Annotated in this window: 18 protein-coding genes; 9 read left to right on the plus strand and 9 right to left on the minus strand. The window is 56.6% G+C overall.

Annotated elements, in window-relative coordinates; all coding sequences use genetic code 11:
* Positions 1-71 precede the first annotated feature (71 nt).
* Entirely contained in the window at positions 72-923 is an 852-nt protein-coding gene (gene ptrR, locus SOM48_RS13610; protein WP_139964810.1) for a putrescine utilization regulator PtrR, read from the plus strand.
* Positions 924-1,630: 707 nt separating this feature from the next.
* On the opposite strand, the gene SOM48_RS13615 is transcribed toward ptrR, so the two are convergent.
* A complete protein-coding gene (locus SOM48_RS13615; protein WP_054804679.1) occupies positions 1,631-2,098 on the minus strand; it encodes a GNAT family N-acetyltransferase in 468 nt (155 codons plus the stop codon).
* Between the two features lie 149 nt (positions 2,099-2,247).
* Between SOM48_RS13615 and SOM48_RS13620 the strand changes: the two genes are divergently transcribed.
* Complete coding sequence (locus SOM48_RS13620; RefSeq protein ID WP_054804678.1) at positions 2,248-3,192, plus strand: L-lactate dehydrogenase; 945 nt, start codon at positions 2,248-2,250, stop codon at positions 3,190-3,192.
* Between the two features lie 40 nt (positions 3,193-3,232).
* Here SOM48_RS13620 and SOM48_RS13625 read toward each other — a convergent pair whose 3' ends face one another.
* Positions 3,233-4,024, minus strand: coding sequence for a PhzF family phenazine biosynthesis protein (locus tag SOM48_RS13625; protein WP_289747384.1), 792 nt, complete (start codon positions 4,022-4,024; stop codon positions 3,233-3,235).
* Between the two features lie 170 nt (positions 4,025-4,194).
* On the opposite strand from SOM48_RS13625, the gene SOM48_RS13630 reads away from it, so the two are divergent.
* A complete protein-coding gene (locus tag SOM48_RS13630) occupies positions 4,195-5,391 on the plus strand; it encodes a sugar transporter (RefSeq protein ID WP_320512161.1) in 1,197 nt (398 codons plus the stop codon).
* A gap of 491 nt (positions 5,392-5,882) precedes the next feature.
* On the opposite strand, the gene SOM48_RS13635 is transcribed toward SOM48_RS13630, so the two are convergent.
* Positions 5,883-7,037 carry an alpha/beta hydrolase gene (locus SOM48_RS13635; protein WP_320512162.1) on the minus strand — a complete coding sequence of 385 codons (1,155 nt, stop codon included), beginning with the start codon at positions 7,035-7,037 and terminating at the stop codon, positions 5,883-5,885.
* On the minus strand, positions 7,037-7,711 hold the full coding sequence (locus SOM48_RS13640; protein WP_320512163.1) for a MarC family NAAT transporter: 675 nt from the start codon (positions 7,709-7,711) through the stop codon (positions 7,037-7,039). The genes SOM48_RS13635 and SOM48_RS13640 overlap by 1 nt, the downstream gene beginning before the upstream one ends.
* Before the next feature lie 242 nt (positions 7,712-7,953).
* On the opposite strand from SOM48_RS13640, the gene marR reads away from it, so the two are divergent.
* From marR to marB, 3 genes are read left to right on the plus strand one after another with little or no spacing between them, the layout of a single operon-like run.
* Entirely contained in the window at positions 7,954-8,388 is a 435-nt protein-coding gene (gene marR / locus SOM48_RS13645; protein WP_023478578.1) for a multiple antibiotic resistance transcriptional regulator MarR, read from the plus strand.
* 18 nt (positions 8,389-8,406) lie between these two features.
* On the plus strand, positions 8,407-8,787 hold the full coding sequence (gene marA, locus SOM48_RS13650; protein ID WP_023478575.1) for an MDR efflux pump AcrAB transcriptional activator MarA: 381 nt from the start codon (positions 8,407-8,409) through the stop codon (positions 8,785-8,787).
* Positions 8,788-8,823: 36 nt separating this feature from the next.
* Positions 8,824-9,039 carry a multiple antibiotic resistance protein MarB gene (marB, locus tag SOM48_RS13655; RefSeq protein ID WP_139964813.1) on the plus strand — a complete coding sequence of 72 codons (216 nt, stop codon included), beginning with the start codon at positions 8,824-8,826 and terminating at the stop codon, positions 9,037-9,039.
* Positions 9,040-9,077: 38 nt separating this feature from the next.
* Here marB and eamA read toward each other — a convergent pair whose 3' ends face one another.
* On the minus strand, positions 9,078-9,974 hold the full coding sequence (gene eamA, locus SOM48_RS13660) for an O-acetylserine/cysteine exporter (protein WP_076769804.1): 897 nt from the start codon (positions 9,972-9,974) through the stop codon (positions 9,078-9,080).
* A 189-nt stretch (positions 9,975-10,163) separates the two neighbouring features.
* On the opposite strand from eamA, the gene ydeE reads away from it, so the two are divergent.
* Positions 10,164-11,351: an efflux MFS transporter YdeE gene (gene ydeE / locus SOM48_RS13665; protein ID WP_288882287.1), complete on the plus strand. Its 1,188-nt coding sequence runs from the start codon at positions 10,164-10,166 to the stop codon at positions 11,349-11,351.
* Positions 11,352-11,993: 642 nt separating this feature from the next.
* On the opposite strand, the gene SOM48_RS13670 is transcribed toward ydeE, so the two are convergent.
* A complete protein-coding gene (locus SOM48_RS13670) occupies positions 11,994-13,097 on the minus strand; it encodes a cobalamin-independent methionine synthase II family protein (protein WP_076769803.1) in 1,104 nt (367 codons plus the stop codon).
* 189 nt (positions 13,098-13,286) lie between these two features.
* Complete coding sequence (locus SOM48_RS13675) at positions 13,287-13,697, minus strand: rhodanese-like domain-containing protein (RefSeq protein WP_023481406.1); 411 nt, start codon at positions 13,695-13,697, stop codon at positions 13,287-13,289.
* A gap of 67 nt (positions 13,698-13,764) precedes the next feature.
* Between SOM48_RS13675 and ftrA the strand changes: the two genes are divergently transcribed.
* Both ftrA and mgtS read left to right on the plus strand, forming a co-directional pair.
* A complete protein-coding gene (gene ftrA / locus SOM48_RS13680; protein WP_369811755.1) occupies positions 13,765-14,769 on the plus strand; it encodes a transcriptional regulator FtrA in 1,005 nt (334 codons plus the stop codon).
* A 107-nt stretch (positions 14,770-14,876) separates the two neighbouring features.
* Positions 14,877-14,969 (plus strand): protein MgtS, encoded by a 93-nt coding sequence (gene mgtS / locus SOM48_RS13685; protein WP_094419811.1) that lies wholly within the window; start codon positions 14,877-14,879, stop codon positions 14,967-14,969.
* Positions 14,970-15,539: 570 nt separating this feature from the next.
* Here the strand turns inward: mgtS and SOM48_RS13690 are convergent.
* Positions 15,540-15,962 (minus strand): hypothetical protein, encoded by a 423-nt coding sequence (locus tag SOM48_RS13690; RefSeq protein ID WP_076769802.1) that lies wholly within the window; start codon positions 15,960-15,962, stop codon positions 15,540-15,542.
* Positions 15,963-16,011: 49 nt separating this feature from the next.
* The gene (locus tag SOM48_RS13695; RefSeq protein ID WP_042715639.1) at positions 16,012-16,230 is read right to left on the minus strand and encodes a hypothetical protein; all 219 of its coding nucleotides are present in this window, start codon (positions 16,228-16,230) and stop codon (positions 16,012-16,014) included.
* Between the last annotated feature and the right edge of the window lie 270 nt (positions 16,231-16,500).

A 16,500-nucleotide genomic window follows, 5' to 3' on the forward strand; every position in this document is an offset into this window, starting at 1 on the left:
TAGGGTGACGCAGTTTGCTATTTCTGAAAACTGAATAATATTAACTTCACCATTCACGTTACGAGAACAGCATGGATTTAACCCAGCTTGAGATGTTTAACGCCGTGGCGCAGACCGGCAGCATTACCCAGGCCGCGCAGAAGGTGCATCGGGTGCCGTCAAACCTGACGACGCGCATTCGCCAGTTGGAAGCGGATCTCGGCGTCGATCTCTTTATCCGCGAAAATCAGCGCCTGCGCCTGTCGCCTGCTGGACACAGCTTTTTACGCTACAGCCAGCAGATCCTCGCGCTGGTTGATGAGGCCCGCATGGTGGTGGCGGGCGATGAGCCACAGGGGTTGTTCTCCCTGGGCGCGCTGGAGAGCACCGCCGCGGTGCGCATTCCGGCGACGCTCGCCGCCTATAACCAGCGCTACCCGCGCATTCAGTTCGATCTTTCAACCGGCCCTTCCGGCACGATGATTGATGGCGTGCTTGAGGGGACGCTGAGCGCGGCGTTTGTTGACGGGCCGATTATGCACCCGGGGCTGGAGGGCATTCCGGTCTATCGTGAAGAGATGATGATTGTCGCCCCGGCGGGCCATGAGCCGATTACCCGCGCTTCGCAGGTAAACGGTGCCAGTATTTATGCCTTTCGCGCTAACTGCTCTTATCGCCGCCATTTTGAGAGCTGGTTTCAGGCCGACCGCGCCACGCCGGGGAAAATTCACGAGCTGGAGTCCTACCACGGCATGCTGGCCTGCGTGATTGCCGGTGCCGGGCTGGCACTGATCCCACGCAGTATGCTGGAGAGCATGCCCGCCCATCAGCAGGTCAATGCCTGGCCGTTGGCAGAGGAGTGGCGCTGGCTCACCACCTGGCTGGTGTGGCGACGCGGCGCGAAAAGCCGACATCTTGAAGCATTTATTGCGCTGTTGCCGTAGCGTTTTAGCGGCGTGCGGTTTGTTATGCCGGATGGCGCGTTACACGCTTATCCGGCCTACAGTAACGAAGCCCCTGAAACCACGGCTGATTGCCGGATGGCGGCTACGCCTTATCCGGCCTACAGGAAAGGTGCGGCTGAAACCGCGTAGGCCTGATAAGCGCAGCGCCATCAGGCATTGTCTCCCCGGCACCCATTGCCGGATGGCGGCTGCGCCTTATCCGGCCTACCAAAACGAGCCTACAGCCACACCGATATTGCCTTTACCTGCGGTATCACAGCGGCTTTGTTGACCCCCGCTGAAATCGGCGAACCGAAGCGTGAATGACAAGGTCTGGACGCCATGGATGGCGGACAGAGGCGAATCGAGGCATGGAGCGAGTCCGTAGGGGCGAGCAAGCCGAGTCGAGCCGGCCGCAGTCAGGCACGCGGGAGGTGAGCGCAGTGCGCAGCACCGATTTCCTCGCGGGGCCGCGGGGATTGATAAGGGGAGCGCGGCCGCTTCCCTTATCCCGTTCACCGCATAAGAGATTAATGAAACTCCCGAACGTATGGTGAACGGAACCATTCCACCAGTGCAACATGCAACTCCTGTTGCCGGATGGCGGCTATGCCTTATCCGGCCTACAGAACCCCACCGAGTTAACGTGCCGCGCCGATTGCCGGATGGCGCGTTACACGCTTATCCGGCCTACGCTTGTAGCGCCATCACGCAACTGCTTCGCGCAACGCCCTCTCCATAAACACACTTAACGGGTCGGGCTCATAGGGCGCAAACGCCTCGCAAATCTGGTATCCGCAGCGCTGATAAAGCTTCACCGCCGCGTGCTGCTCAATGCCCGTCTCCAGCCGCAGCGTGTGGCACCCCTTCTCGCTCGCCGCCTGCTCCAGCGCGGCAATCAACTGCTCGCCCAGTTTCTGCCCGCGGTGCGTCGGATCGATAAACACCCGCTTCATCTCCGCGCTGCCATCCTCATTAAGCAACACCGCGCCGCAGCCAACGGCATCCTGCTGATGCACGATTTTACGCAGGATCAGCGTCTCTTCGGGAAAGGAAGCCAGATCAACCAGATGGTTGCTCTCTGCCGGGTAAAGCGCGGTCTGGTAGCGGTCGAGGGCGGCGATGAGGGCAATCACCTCCGGCTGCGTGGCGGTGGCATCAACAATACGGTACATAGCGGCTCCTTATAGTTATCACGTTGTTAAATTAGCGAAAATAGTGCCGCTTAACTCATATGAATAACCTATAGATCCGCGACAATATTGCACGCCAGCAATAACAGGCTGTACTTTACGCACAAGAATATTCTGACAAGGGAATCGCCATGAATACAAAAGCCCGCAAAGTGATGATTATCGGCACCGGTAATGTCGGTGCGTCTGCCGCTTACGCTCTTTTAAACCAGAACATTTGTGAAGAGTTGATCCTGGTGGATGTGAATGCCCAGCGCGTAGAGGGACACGCGCAGGATCTGGCGGATGCCGCCGCGTTTATGCCGGGGATGATGACCATCTCCACCCGTTCCATCGAGGCGTGCGCGGATGTCGATATCGCGGTGATCACCGTCTCCGGCGGCGCGCTAAAACCCGGCCAGACGCGGCTGGATGAGCTTGCCAACACCGCGCGCATCGTTAAAAACATTGTGCCCACCATGATGGCAAACGGCTTTAACGGCATTTTTCTGGTGGCGACCAATCCTTGCGACATCATTACCTGGCAGGTGTGGTCCCTCTCCGGCCTGCCGCGCAACCAGGTGATCGGCACCGGCGTCTGGCTTGACACCACCCGTCTTCGCCGCCTGCTGGCGCAGGCGCTGGATATCGGCGCGCAGAGCATTGATGCGTTTATTATGGGCGAACATGGCGATACGCAGTTTCCGGTGTGGTCGCACTCATCGATTTATGGTTCGCCCATCGCCGACGTCTATCAGCAAAAGACCGGCCAGCCGCTGGATGCGGATGCGCTGGCGGATCGCGTGCGCCGCCATGGCTTCGAGATCTTTGCTCGTAAAGGCTGCACCGAATATGGCATTGCCGGCACGATCGCCGAGATCTGCCGCAATATCTTTACCGGCAGCCACCGCGCGCTGGCGATCTCCTGCATTCTTGACGGGGAGTATGGCGCGCACGATGTGGCGATTGGCGTGCCTGCGGTGCTGACCCACAGCGGCGTGGAGCAGATTATCGAACTGCACTTAACCGAGGATGAAGTGGCGAAGTTCAACCACTCCGTTGAGGTGATCAAAGCCAACATTGCGCGCTTGCCGTAATAAGCGCGCTGCGGGGGCGCTAACGCCCCCGGTCATTGTGCTAGCGCAGGTAGACTTTGCCGATTAAATAGAGCGTCGCCTGGCCGCCAATCAACACCCGATCGCCCCGCCACTCGCAGCGCAGATCGCCGCCGCGCGCGGAGACTTGGCGCGCCTGCATCACCGTTTTGCCGAGCTTCTCGCCCCAGTAGGGGATCAGCATGCTGTGCGACGAACCGGTAACCGGATCTTCGGCTACCGACTCGCCCGGGCAGAAGAAGCGGCTGACAAAGTCATACTCCTCTCCCGGTGCCGTAACGCAGACCATTTTTCCCAGCGGTTTCATGGCGGCGATATCGGGCTGCAAGGCTTCGACCTGCGCCTGGCTCTCCAGCACGACCATGTAATCGCGTCCTTCATACACCGCCTGTGCCTTTGCAATGCCCAGCGTTTCCAGCAGCAGCGGCGGCGGGTTCTCAACGGCCTGGGTTGCCCATGCCGGAAAATTGAGAGTGAGCCAGTCGCCGTTGCGCGCAACGGTTAACTCACCGACAAAACGGGTGCTGAAGCGGATCTCAGTCTCTGGATAATCGAGGTATTCGAAGATAACGTGAGCGGCGGCGAGCGTTGCGTGACCGCAGAGATTGATCTCATCCTGCGTCGTGAACCAGCGCAGCTCGAAGCCGCTGTCGTTGCGCACAAAAAAAGCGGTTTCCGACTGGTTATGCTGCTGCGCCATTTTCAGTAGCAGATCGTCCGGCAGCCACTCGGTAAGTGGACAGACCGCGGCGGCGTTACCGCCGAAGGTGTGGTCGCTGAAAGCGTCGACCAGATAGAAGTCAATTGTGTGCATTGTTTTTCCTCATCTTTTCTTTTGTTCTGACGGCAAACCTTCGGCGGCGCAACCGCTATTTTTTTGCTGAATGAAAAATGAGATCTACATCACAAAAAGTTTGTCTTTCCGCCGGCAAAAGCATTAAGATCTTCGCCTCTTCTTCCCTCCAACCAACCCAAAGCACTCTTATGATGACGAATACTGTTTCACGTAAAGTCGCGTGGCTACGGGTGGTTACGCTTGCCGTTGCCGCTTTTATTTTCAACACCACCGAATTTGTGCCGGTGGGGTTGCTCTCTGATATCGCCCAGAGCTTCGATATGGAGACCCCGCAGGTCGGGATCATGCTGACCATCTACGCGTGGGTGGTGGCGCTGATGTCGCTGCCCTTTATGCTGCTAACCAGCCATATTGAGCGGCGAAAATTGCTGATTGCGCTGTTTGTGCTGTTTATCGCCAGCCATGTTCTCTCCTTCCTTGCGTGGAATTTTGAGGTGCTGGTGATTAGCCGTATCGGCATTGCGTTTGCTCATGCCATCTTGTGGTCGATTACCGCCTCACTGGCGATCCGCCTGGCACCGGCGGGTAAACGCGCACAGGCGTTAAGCCTGCTCGCCACCGGTACCGCGCTGGCGATGGTGCTCGGCTTGCCGATTGGCCGCATCGTCGGGCAGTACTTTGGCTGGCGCACCACCTTCTTTGTGATTGGCATGGGCGCGCTGGTAACGCTTATTTGCCTGGTGAAGCTGCTGCCGACGCTCAACAGCGAGCACTCCGGCTCGCTGAAAAGCCTGCCGCTGCTGTTCCGTCGCCCGGCGCTGGTCAGCATCTATGTGCTGACGGCAGTGGTGGTGACCGCCCATTACACCGCGTACAGCTATATTGAGCCGTTTGTGCAGAATGTAGCGGGGTTTAGCGCCAATTTCGCGACTATCCTGCTGCTGTTGCTTGGTGGTGCGGGGATTATTGGCAGCGTGCTGTTCGGTAAGCTCGGCAACCGGCACGCCTCCGGGCTGGTGTGCAGCGCCATCGGGCTGCTGGTGATTTCGCTGGTGATGCTGCTTCCCGCCGCCGGAAGCGAAAGCTATCTCGCCGTGCTAAGCCTGTTTTGGGGCGTGGCGATTATGATTATTGGCCTCGGCATGCAGGTGAAAGTGCTGGCGCTGGCACCGGATGCCACCGATGTGGCGATGGCGCTTTTTTCCGGGATTTTTAATATCGGTATTGGCGCAGGCGCGCTGGTGGGCAATCAGGTGAGCCTGCACTGGTCGATGAGCACCATCGGTTATGCCGGTGCCGTCCCGGCGATTGCCGCGCTGGTGTGGGCGGTGGTGATTTTCCGCCGCTGGCCGGTGCAGCTCGAGGAGCAGAGCGAGCCAGTGTGATCGTTCTGAAACCGCGTAGGCCGGATAAGCGTGTAACGCGCCATCCGGCAATGGCGTGACCATGGTGGAATGGTTCCGTTCACCATACGTTCGGGAGTTTCATTCATCTCTTATGCGGTGAACGGGACAAGGGAAGCGGCCGCGCTCCCCTTGTCAATCCCCGCGGCCCCGCGAGGAAATCGGTGCTGCGCACTGCGCTCACCTCCCGCGTGCCTGACTGCGGTCGGCTCGACTCGACATCCTGTCTCGGTTCGCCTCTGTCCGCCATCCATGGCGTCCAGACCTTGTCATTCCCGCTTCGGTTCGCCGATTTCAGCGGGGACACAACCCCATCGCTGCAAGACCGAAAATCAAAGCCACACTGGTGTCGCTGTAGGCTCGATTTTGTAGGCCGGATAAGGCGCAGCCGCCATCCGGCAATGGTACCGCGGCGATAATGCCGGATGGCGCATACGCTTATCCGGCCTACGGGATCGCCGCGGTTTCCACCATCAGGGCGCTGCGCTGATAACGTCGTCCATCACCGAATTCTGCCATTCAAACCACGGGTTCCACGTCAACCGGGCGTGAATTTTTCCCGGCGTCACTAACCCCCAATCGGAATACCACACCTCGTCCCCCTTCAGGCAACGCTCTGCCGCTGCTTCCGACTGCCCGTTACCGCAAAGCCTTACACTGCCCTGGCGACCATAAAGCGGATTATCCGGTGAAAAGAGCACCGACATATGGGAAAACTGGCTGATGCGATCCTGCGGCAGCACATCGGTTTTCACGCGCAGGCGTGACATTGTCACTGATTCGGGCGGCGGCGTGCCGTACCAGATCGCACGGCTGGCGGGATGGGTAAAGGCGTGATCGAACCGATCGAGGATCCAGCGCGTATCCAGCACCGAATCATGCTCCGTTAATACCACCAGTGTCGGCTTATTGAACGACTTCTGCGCCAGCAAACTCTGCGCGCTGGCGCTGGTTCGCCAGAACTGGGCAAAACCGTTAGTCGGCACGCGCAGATAGCGGGTGGCGATCTGCTGGGGGAAAAGCGCACCCGGCGGGCGCAGCCAGTCGCGAAACAACGCCAGCGTCGGCGCCAGAAAAGCGTAGCGGGTACTCGGCCTGAAGGCCGGCGAAAAGAGCAGAAGCCCCTGCACGTTGTCATGGGCCATGGCATATTCCAGCGCCAGGTTGCCGCCGGTAGAGAAGCCGCCCAGCCAGAGTGAATCGACCTCTTTCGCCAGAATCGCTGCCTGCTCATTCACCACCTGCCGCCACTGGTCAACGCTGACGCCAATCAGGTCGGCGGGACGTGTGCCGTGCCCGTCCAGCAGCACGGTGCGCACCAGAAACCCTTCACGGGCAAGCTGCGGGCCGATATCGACAAACGATCCTGGCCCGTCGCCGAGACCGTGGATCAGCAAAATCCCCTTGCGCGCTTTCTGCGCCGGTCGCCACTCCTGCGGCGTATTGAGCCGTAATTCGGCAGGTTTATCCAGCGTCTGAAAGGCGCGGTGGGCGGCAACATAATCGCGCGTCTGCTGTTGATACTCGGCAAAACTGCTCTGCCCGAGCGGCGTGGAGACGCGCTTTTGCTGCTGGCAGCCGACGAGCAGCAGACAACAGCACAAAATGAAGCAGGAGAGCTGGCGCATCAGGCGCCTGCCGGATAGGTCGAGATAATCTCCAGTACGCCATTAATGATGAACTGCACGCCCATGCAGACCAGCAGGAAGCCCATCAGCCGCGAGATTGCTTCAATGCCGCCCTTGCCCACCAGCCGCATAATCGCGCCGGAACTACGCAGGCTTACCCACAAAATCAGCGCCACGGCGGCAAAAACAAGCGGCGGCGCAACGGCGATCACCCAGGCGGGAAAATCAGCGCCGTGGCGAACGGTCGACGCCGAGCTGATAATCATCGCAATGGTGCCAGGCCCGGCAGTGCTCGGCATCGCCAGCGGTACAAAGGCAATATTGGTCTCCGGCTCATCCGCCAGTTCAGCCGTCTTGGCTTTTGTCTCCGGCGACTCATGACTTTTTGCTGGCGGAAAGAGCATACGAAAGCCGATAAACGCCACAATCAGCCCACCGGCAATGCGCAGGCCTGGAATCGAGATGCCAAAGGTGTTCATCACCAACTGGCCTGCGTACCAGGCGACCATCATGATGATAAAGACATAGAGCGAAGCCATGCGCGCCTGCTGGTTTCGCTGGACGCTGTTCATGTTGCCCGCCAGGCCTAAGAACAACGCGACGGTGGTCAGCGGATTAGCCAGCGGCAGCAACACTACCAGCCCGAGACCGATAATTTTGATCAATTCCATCATGGTACGTTTCACCTCTCCCCGGTTAACCACCCCGCCAGTATAGCCGCAACGCGGCGGCAAAAGCGCCTTCACTTATGCTGATAATGGGTAAAAGTTACGTAAATTCAAGCAGATGAAATTAAAAACATTCTTAAGCATGAAAAGTTTTAGCAATTAGTGGCATCCGATACCCATTTGGTTGACTTATATTTGCCTGAGCAATAATATCTGCCGTGATTAAACTACTTGCCGGGGCAACCATTGTGAAAAGCACGAATGATCTATTCAACGACATCATTCCTTTAGGCCGCTTGATCCACATGGTTAACCAAAAAAAAGATCGTTTACTCAACGACTATCTTTCGCCGCTGGATATCACCGCAGCCCAGTTTAAGGTGCTCTGCTCTGTCCGCTGTGAAGGGTGTATTACCCCGGTTGAGTTGAAAAAAGTTCTCTCCGTCGACCTTGGCGCACTGACCCGCATGATGGACAGGCTGGTGTGCAAAGGGTGGATTGAACGCAGCCCGAATCCTAATGACAAGCGCGGCGTGCTGGTGCGATTAACACCTGAAGGCGCGACGCTCTGTGAGCAATGTCATCAATTAGTGGGTCAAGACCTGCATCAGGAATTAACAAAAAACTTAACCGCAGAAGAAGTGGCAACACTTGAGCATTTGCTTAAGAAAGTCTTGCCGTAAAAACAAAGAGGTATGACGATGTCCAGACGCAACACTGACGCTATTACCATTCATAGCATTTTGGACTGGATCGAGGATAACCTGGAGTCACCGCTCTCCCTGGAAAAGGTGTCAGAGCGTTCGGGTTACTCAAAGTGGCACCTGCAACGGATGTTTAAAAAAGAGACTGGTCATTCACTGGGTCAATACATTCGCAGCCGCAAGCTGACGGAAATTGCGCAGAAGCTCAAGGGAAGTAATGAGCCGATCCTGTATCTGGCGGAGCGTTACGGGTTTGAATCGCAACAGACCCTGACCCGCACGTTCAAAAACTATTTTGACGTGCCGCCGCATAAGTTCCGTGTCACGGATATGCCTGCGGAGTCCCGCTATCTCTATCCGTTAAATCACGCTTGTTAACTAATCGCCTGTAATTAAAGACGTATCGAGGAAAGTATGAAACGTATTACCTGTGCCGCAGCGGCATTTTTGGTGCTGCTGAGTGGCCAGAGTTATGCGGAGCAGTTTGATCACAGCGCCGGGCAAAATTCCCGTGACGCAATGATCATACCCGCCGCCCAACAAACATCGCCGTATGACTTCAACCATATGGGGGCGGGAAGCGACAAATCTGACGAGTTAGGCGTAGCGTATTACCATCAACGCAGCTAACCGTTTTGCCCCGTACCGTGCGGGGCTTTTTTTTACCTTCAGTTTGCCTGTGCCGCCCGGCGCAGACGAAAACCAAACACATTGATATAGAGCCCGGCCATCACCAGCACCGCACCGGCCAGCTGCATCACGGATAATTTCTCATCCAGCAGCAGTGCAGCACTTGCCATGCCGACCACCGGCACCAGCAGGGATAACGGCGCAACACGCCAGGTTTCATACCGCCCCAGCAGCGTTCCCCAAATTCCGTAGCCGAGAATGGTGGCGATAAACGCCAGATAGACCAGCGACAGCAGCGTCGTGGTATCGATGGCCACCACGCTTTCCAGCATCAGCGCCGGGCCGTCGAAAATCAGCGAGCAGACCATAAACGGCACAATCGGGATCAGCGCGCTCCACACCACCAGCGACATCACCGCCGGGCGCGAACTGTGCTGCATAATTTTTTTATTAAAGATATTGCCGCACGCCCAGCTAAAGGCCCCCGCCAGCGTGAGCATAAAGCCGAGCAGCGGAATATGTTGCCCCGTGAAGCTCGCCTGAATCAGCACCAGCACGCCCACGACCGCCAGCGCAATGCCGACCAGCTGTTTGACTTGCAACCGTTCGCCAAAGATCCCCGCCCCGAGAATGATGGTGAAGAAGGCCTGAGCTTGCAGAACCAGCGAGGCTAATCCTGCGGGCATACCGAACTTGATAGCGCAGAAGAGAAACGCGAATTGCCCGAAGCTGATGGTCAGGCCATACCCGAGCAGCAGGCGCATCGGCACTTTGGGTCGGGCGACAAACAGCAACGCCGGGAAAGCGACCAGCAGAAAGCGTAGCCCCGCGAGCATCAGCGGTGGCATGGCGTGCAGACCCACTTTGATCACCACAAAATTGAGGCCCCAGGCCACGACTACCAGCATTGCCAGCAGCACATCTTTACGCGCCATCTACGCCCCTTTTTATTTACAAATTTGTAAAAAATTTACGTTAACTGAAAAAATAGTCCAGTAATAGATCATTAAATTCGGTAGGTCGTTTTTGGCACCTACAGACAAATTGGCGGTTGTGCGCCTCAGTTTCGGCGTGTTATTGCTGTTGGTATCACAAAAACGAAAATAATCATGCCGGGTAAGAAAATGACCTCGACACAAACGCGCTCCACAACCGCATTACTGATTTCATCACTCTTGTTAACAATTGGCCGCGGCGCAACGCTGCCGTTTATGACCATCTACCTCAATCGCCAGTACGGCATGGCGGTCGATCAGGTTGGCTATGCGATGAGTATCGCCCTGACCGTAGGGGTGATCTTCAGCCTTGGCTTCGGCATGTTGGCGGATAAGTTCGACAAAAAACGCTATATGTTGCTGGCAATTGTCGCCTTTATCGGCGGATTTGCCGCCATTCCGCTGACCCATCATGCTGGCCTGGTGGTGCTCTTTTTCGCGCTGATCAACTGCGCCTATTCGGTTTTTTCAACGGTATTGAAAGCCTATTTTGCCGATACGCTGCTGCCAGCGGCAAAAGCGAAAATTTTCTCGCTCAACTACACCTTCCTCAACATCGGCTGGACCGTCGGGCCGCCGCTCGGCACGTTGCTGGTGATGCAGAGCATCAATCTGCCCTTCTGGCTGGCGGTGTTCTGCGCTGCCTTTCCGCTGGTGTTTATTCAGCTCTATGTGCAGCGCATCGCTGTCGGAGAGGGTCACGATCCTGCTGCGGCCTGGTCCCCGTCGGTGCTGCTGAGGGATAAAGCGCTGGGCTGGTTTACCCTCTCTAACTTTCTTGCCTCGTTCGTTGCCGGCTCTTTTGCGTCCTGCCTGTCGCAGTATGTGATGGTGGTGGCGAGCAGTGAGTTCGCCGAGCGCGTGGTGGCGGTGGTTTTGCCGGTCAACGCAGCGATAGTCGTCACCTTGCAGTATGCCGTTGGGCGAAAGCTCACCCCGGGCAACCTGCGGCCATTGATGGGGATTGGTACGCTCAGTTTTGTTATCGGTCTCGCGGGCTTTATGCTCTCTGGCGACAATTTATGGCTGTGGGGCCTCTCTGCCGCGGTGTTTACCCTCGGCGAGGTGATCTATGCGCCGGGCGAGTATCTGTTGATTGATAACATTGCGCCGCCGGGCATGAAAGCGACCTATTTCTCGGCGCAGGCGCTCGGCTGGCTGGGCGCGGCGATGAACCCATTGTTAACCGGCGTGATCCTCACCACGCTGCCGCCCTGGTCGCTGTTTGTCATCCTGATGGTCACTATTGTCATTGCCTGGCTGATGATGCTCAAAGGGATGCGAGTCCGGCCATGGGGCGTGTTGCAGACGCAATAAGGGGATGCCCGTCATCCCGAACCGCAACTGCGCCTTATTCGGCTTACGGTAACGAAGCCCCTGAAACGGTTTAGGCCTGATAAGCGTAGCGCCATCAGGCATTATCACCGCGGCACAATTGCCGGATGGCGGCTGCGCCTTATCCGGCCTACAAAAACGTGCATTCAGCGACACCGAAAGTGCTTTTACTTCAGGTCTCACAGCGATGGGGTTGTGTCCCCGCTGAAATCGGCGAACCGAAGCGTGAATGACAAGGTCTGGATGCCATGGATGGCGGACAGAGGCGAACCGAGGCATGGAGCGAGTCCTGTAGGGGCGAGCAAGCCGAGTCGAGCCGGCCGCAGTCAGGCACGCGGGAGGTGAGCGCAGTGCGCAGCACCGATTTCCTCGCGGGGCCGCGGGGATTGACAAGGGGGGAGCGGTCCCCCCTTGTCCCGTTCACCGCATAAGAGATTAATGAAACTCCCGAACGGCTGGTGAACGGAACCATTCCACCAAAGTCACATGCCAACCCCATTGCCGGATGGCGCGTAACCGCTTATCCGGCCTACGCCGTTTCAGTGGCCCCATTCCCGTAGGCCGGATAAGGCGTAGCCGCCATCCGGCAATCGTGCAGCGGAGGCAAACCAAGGCTGGCGCCTGTTACCACACCTGCTCAGCGATACGGGTCACCAGGCGTACTTTCTCCCACTGCTGCTCCGGCGTCAGCGAATTGCCCTCTTCGGTTGAGGCAAAACCGCACTGCGGGCTGAGGCAAATCTGGCTGATATCAACATACTTCGCCGCTTCCTCAACACGCGCTTTTACCCCTTCCGGGTTCTCAAGCTCACCGTTTTTAGTGGTGATCAGGCCCAGCACCACTTGCTGTTTGCCAGGGCGCACAAAGCGCAGCGGCGCAAAGTCACCGGAGCGGTCATTGTCATACTCAAGGAAGAAGGCGTCGACATTCACGCCGCCGAACAGCACCTCTGCTACCGGCTCGTAACCCCCTTCGGAGATCCAGGTCGAGCGGAAGTTGCCGCGGCAGACATGCAACCCGATGGTCAAATCTTCCGGTTTCCCCTCCAGCGCCTTGTTTAGTACGCGGGCGTAAATGCGCGCCAGCTCTTCCGGATCGTCACCGCGTGCGACAATCTGTTTGCGCTGATCGTCAGAGCAGAGATAGGCCCAGACGGTATCGTCCAGCTGCAGATAACGGCAGCCAGCGTCATAAAACGCGCGGATCGCATCACGCCAGGTGGTGGCGAGATCGTCAAAATAGGCATCCAGCTCAGGGTATACCGTCGCGTCGATCACCTTACGGCCGCCGCGGAAGTGGAGCACGCTCGGGCTGGGGATGGTCATTTTCGGCTGCGCATCGCCGCTGATGCTCTTCAGATAGCGAAAATCTTCCAGCATCGGGTGGTCTTTAAAGCTCACTTTGCCCGTCACGCGTACGCCGTGTGCTTTAGTCTGCACACCATTGAACTGGATCCCCTGCTCGGCTTCGAAAAGCTCAACGCCCTCCAGCCCGGCAAAGAAATCAAAATGCCACCAGGCGCGGCGAAACTCGCCATCGGTCACCACGTGCAGACCGCAGGCACACTGCTGTTCCACCACATGACGAATCTCTTCGTTTTCAACATGACGCAGCTGATCGGCGCTGATTTCACCCTGCGCAAACTGCTGACGCGCCTGCTTAATAGCGTCGGGACGTAAAAAACTGCCGACTACGTCTGCGCGGAACGGGGCCTGATGTCGCTGCATAACTCTCTCCTTAATGCGCCGTGGCAGATGGTTGCCCGGCGTGATAATTCATTATTTGAATATTTAGACTTCTGGACGGCTAAATGTCCAAACAAAATGTCACACCGGGCGCACGGCGGCAAACGAGAAAATTTCACGTCCCTTGAAAAATATTCATGTTCAGGGCAGTAAGGTGAAATTAATCCCCGATCAGGCGGCGTGCTCTATCCCGCTGGCGAAGCTAAAACCCTCATCCTGCCAACCGGTAATACCGCCGATCATGATCTTTACAGCCAGCCCGAGGCGCGCCAGCTTCAGTGCTGCGAAATCAGCCCCGTTGCAGTGCGGGCCCGCGCAGTAAACTACAAACAGCGTATCAGCAGGCCATTCGGCCATCCGCTCCGGCGTGATGGTGTTGTGAGGCAGATGGATCGCGCCCGGCAGATGGCGACGCGCAAAGGCATCCGGGCTGCCGACTACGTGCAGTAAGACAAAATCTTTCTCGTTATGGGTCAGGGCGTGGTGCACGTCCGCGCAGTCCGTCTCAACGCTCAGGCGGTGCATAAAGTGGCTGGCAGCTTCTTCCGGGGAGGCGGCGGGAATATCGGTTACATAGCTCATCGTCTTTTCTCCGTGGTTGTGTTAACACTACTCTAACCAAAACAGCGCGCGCTGAATGCGCCCTTCTCTGCCAGATAACACCAGGATAATGACAACTTTACGACACCCTGCGGCCCGCCATCGCGTGGTCGCCCTCGCCTATGACGGGCTCTGTACCTTTGAATTTGGCGTCGCCGTGGAAGTGTTTGGCCTGCCGCGCCCGGAGATGGGCGATAAGTGGTATGACTTTGCGGTTGCCGCCGTTGATGCGGGCGAACTGCGCGCTACCGGCGGCATTCGCATTATGGCGGAAGGCGGCCTTGAACTGCTTGCTGAGGCGAATACCGTGGTGATTCCTGGCTGGCGCGGCGCCGATCACCCGGTTCCACCCGCCTTATGCCGTGCGTTACAGGAAGCCTGGCAGCGCGGCTGCCGGATTATCTCGATCTGTTCTGGGGTGTTTGTACTGGCGGCCGCGGGATTACTCAACGGGCGTAAAGCCACCACGCACTGGCGCTATACCGACCGGCTACGTGAGCACTATCCAGCCATCGTCGTGCTTGACGACGCTCTCTATTATGACGAGGGAAATGTGATGACCTCGGCGGGCAGCGCGGCGGGGATCGATCTCTGCCTGCACGTGGTGCGCGAGGATTTTGGCATTGAGGCAGCGAATAGCGTCGCCAGACGGCTGGTGGTGCAGCCTCACCGTGACGGCGCGCAAACCCAGCACCTGGCTCGCCCGGTGGCGCGAACACGTGAAAGCCGCCAGCTCGGCCTGCTGTTTGATTATCTGCACCAGCACCTGGCGGGCAACCATACGGTCGCCGCGCTGGCGCAGCGTACCGGCATGAGCGAGCGCACCTTTCTTCGCCGTTTTCAGGAAGCAACCGGCACCACGCCCGCACGCTGGATATTGCAGGAGCGGTTGCTGCGCGCGCAGTCGCTGCTGACGCAAACGCGGATGAGCATAGAGCTTATCGCCCGTCACAGCGGGTTCGCTAACGCCGCCTCGCTGCGCCACCATTTTCAACAGCAGCACGCCCTGTCGCCCGCGGCGTATCGGAAAAAATTTACCGAAGCGGTGAATTAATTCACATTATTAAGCGTTTGTTGATATTTAGCAGGCTATTATCTCTCCATTGCAGCGATAAAATTTTCAAGTGAGGCAAATCAGTGAAATAAATGGAGAGGTACAAAATGGGAAATATTCATGTATTTATGGCGGTTCTGGGCATTATTTTGTTTTCAGGTTTTTTAGCCGCTTATTTTAGCCATAAATGGGACGATTGATGAACGACGATAATCCCCCACCGCGACGGCTTCTTACATTATATGTAAGAAGCCGTTTTTGCTTTATCTGGCGCAAAAAAAACCGCCGGTTATGGCGGTCAATGCTTGCATGGATAGATTTGTGCTTATTGTTACACGCTAACTCGTTTTTCAATGTTAACGGGCTGATGTCACTTTATCAGTAACAACCTCAACAGAACCTAAACGACGCCTGCCATTACCCCTTCATCAGGCGAAACCATCGAAACGATTGCCTGACATAAATTGACCTTTTACTTTGAAAACAAAGAGGATATATCCCTTTTGGTCTTATGGGCGTGTTAGGCTGGGTTTTCAATTCCACAGACCGGAGGGGTTATCCCCAATCTTAAATTTACGTGCCCGGTTTGCAGTAGCCACAAGTTTACTTTTACTACCTATTGTTCTGATAAACTTCCTTCGCACGGGGCGATTTGCTCAGTGTGTGGCGCGCGACTTACTGCGTTAACCTGTATTCCTGCACTCAGAAGACGGCGCTGGCCGAAACACGTTTTATAAAAATGGGGCCTCTTTCCCGGCCCCGTTTTTTGTTTACGCGTTTTTTGCTTTGCCTAATGAAAACCCGCTGACTTTCGCAATATGTACTCGTAATATTGTGCCCTTCACACTCGTCCAGCCGCCATTACCTGTCATCCATGAGGGATCTTTAATATGCAGGTAATTAAGTGGAATCTCATGCTCGTCGTCGACGCGGTAATCTTCTGCCAGCTGATCGAAAAAAGTAGCGATAGGATTTTTAATATCCTCATCGCCGGCAACAGAACGAATCGCCTGCGCCGTCGACAGCGCATACTCTTTACCTGATACCAGTTCACCTGCCACCACCTGTCCGCCAACCACCAGCGTGACAACCATGCTTGCGCCAAGGTTTGCGCAGGAGACCAGATGCGACAGCGCGCTGTCCTGCGTGCTGATAGTCGGCGTAGCGGCTGTTACTTCACGTTCTGTTTCCATCGATACCTCCACATACAGGCAAAAAAAACCGCCCGAAGGCGGTTAGGGTTTAATGAAACTGGCGAATAGCTTGCTCCGTCTCCTGCTGGGTGACCAGATCGGAGAAACGGGCGACGAAGTAGGTCTCGCCGTCGAGCTCCCACGGCTCGATCGGGATTTCCAGAAAAGCGCTTTGCTCATTTTTAAAGGTGACCGATTTGGCGTTATCTTCCACGGACACCTGCTCAACCTTACCACCGGCGCGAATTACCACTACATTTTTGGTCATGTCGGTTACCTCAGTTGCTTAAATTGCCTTCGACATTAACACAGCCATGCTCATCATGCCTGCGCCATGCCATAGATTGTTAAGCGCTAAAAATTAGGTCCTATAATTTGGCTTAATGAGAGGGATAACGCTACGGCGGGAAACGTGAGGTGGACCACACTTTCGCAATTGTGTGGGTATAAAAAGGCGGCAAAAAGCCAGAGACCGGCCAAATAACCTGTCTCTGGCTAAGGATATTTCGGTGATGCCGGGTGCCTCCCGGTGAGTGCG

Origin of the sequence: Kosakonia sp. CFBP8986, assembly GCF_034044935.1 — a bacterium.
Classification (GTDB): domain Bacteria; phylum Pseudomonadota; class Gammaproteobacteria; order Enterobacterales; family Enterobacteriaceae; genus Kosakonia; species Kosakonia cowanii.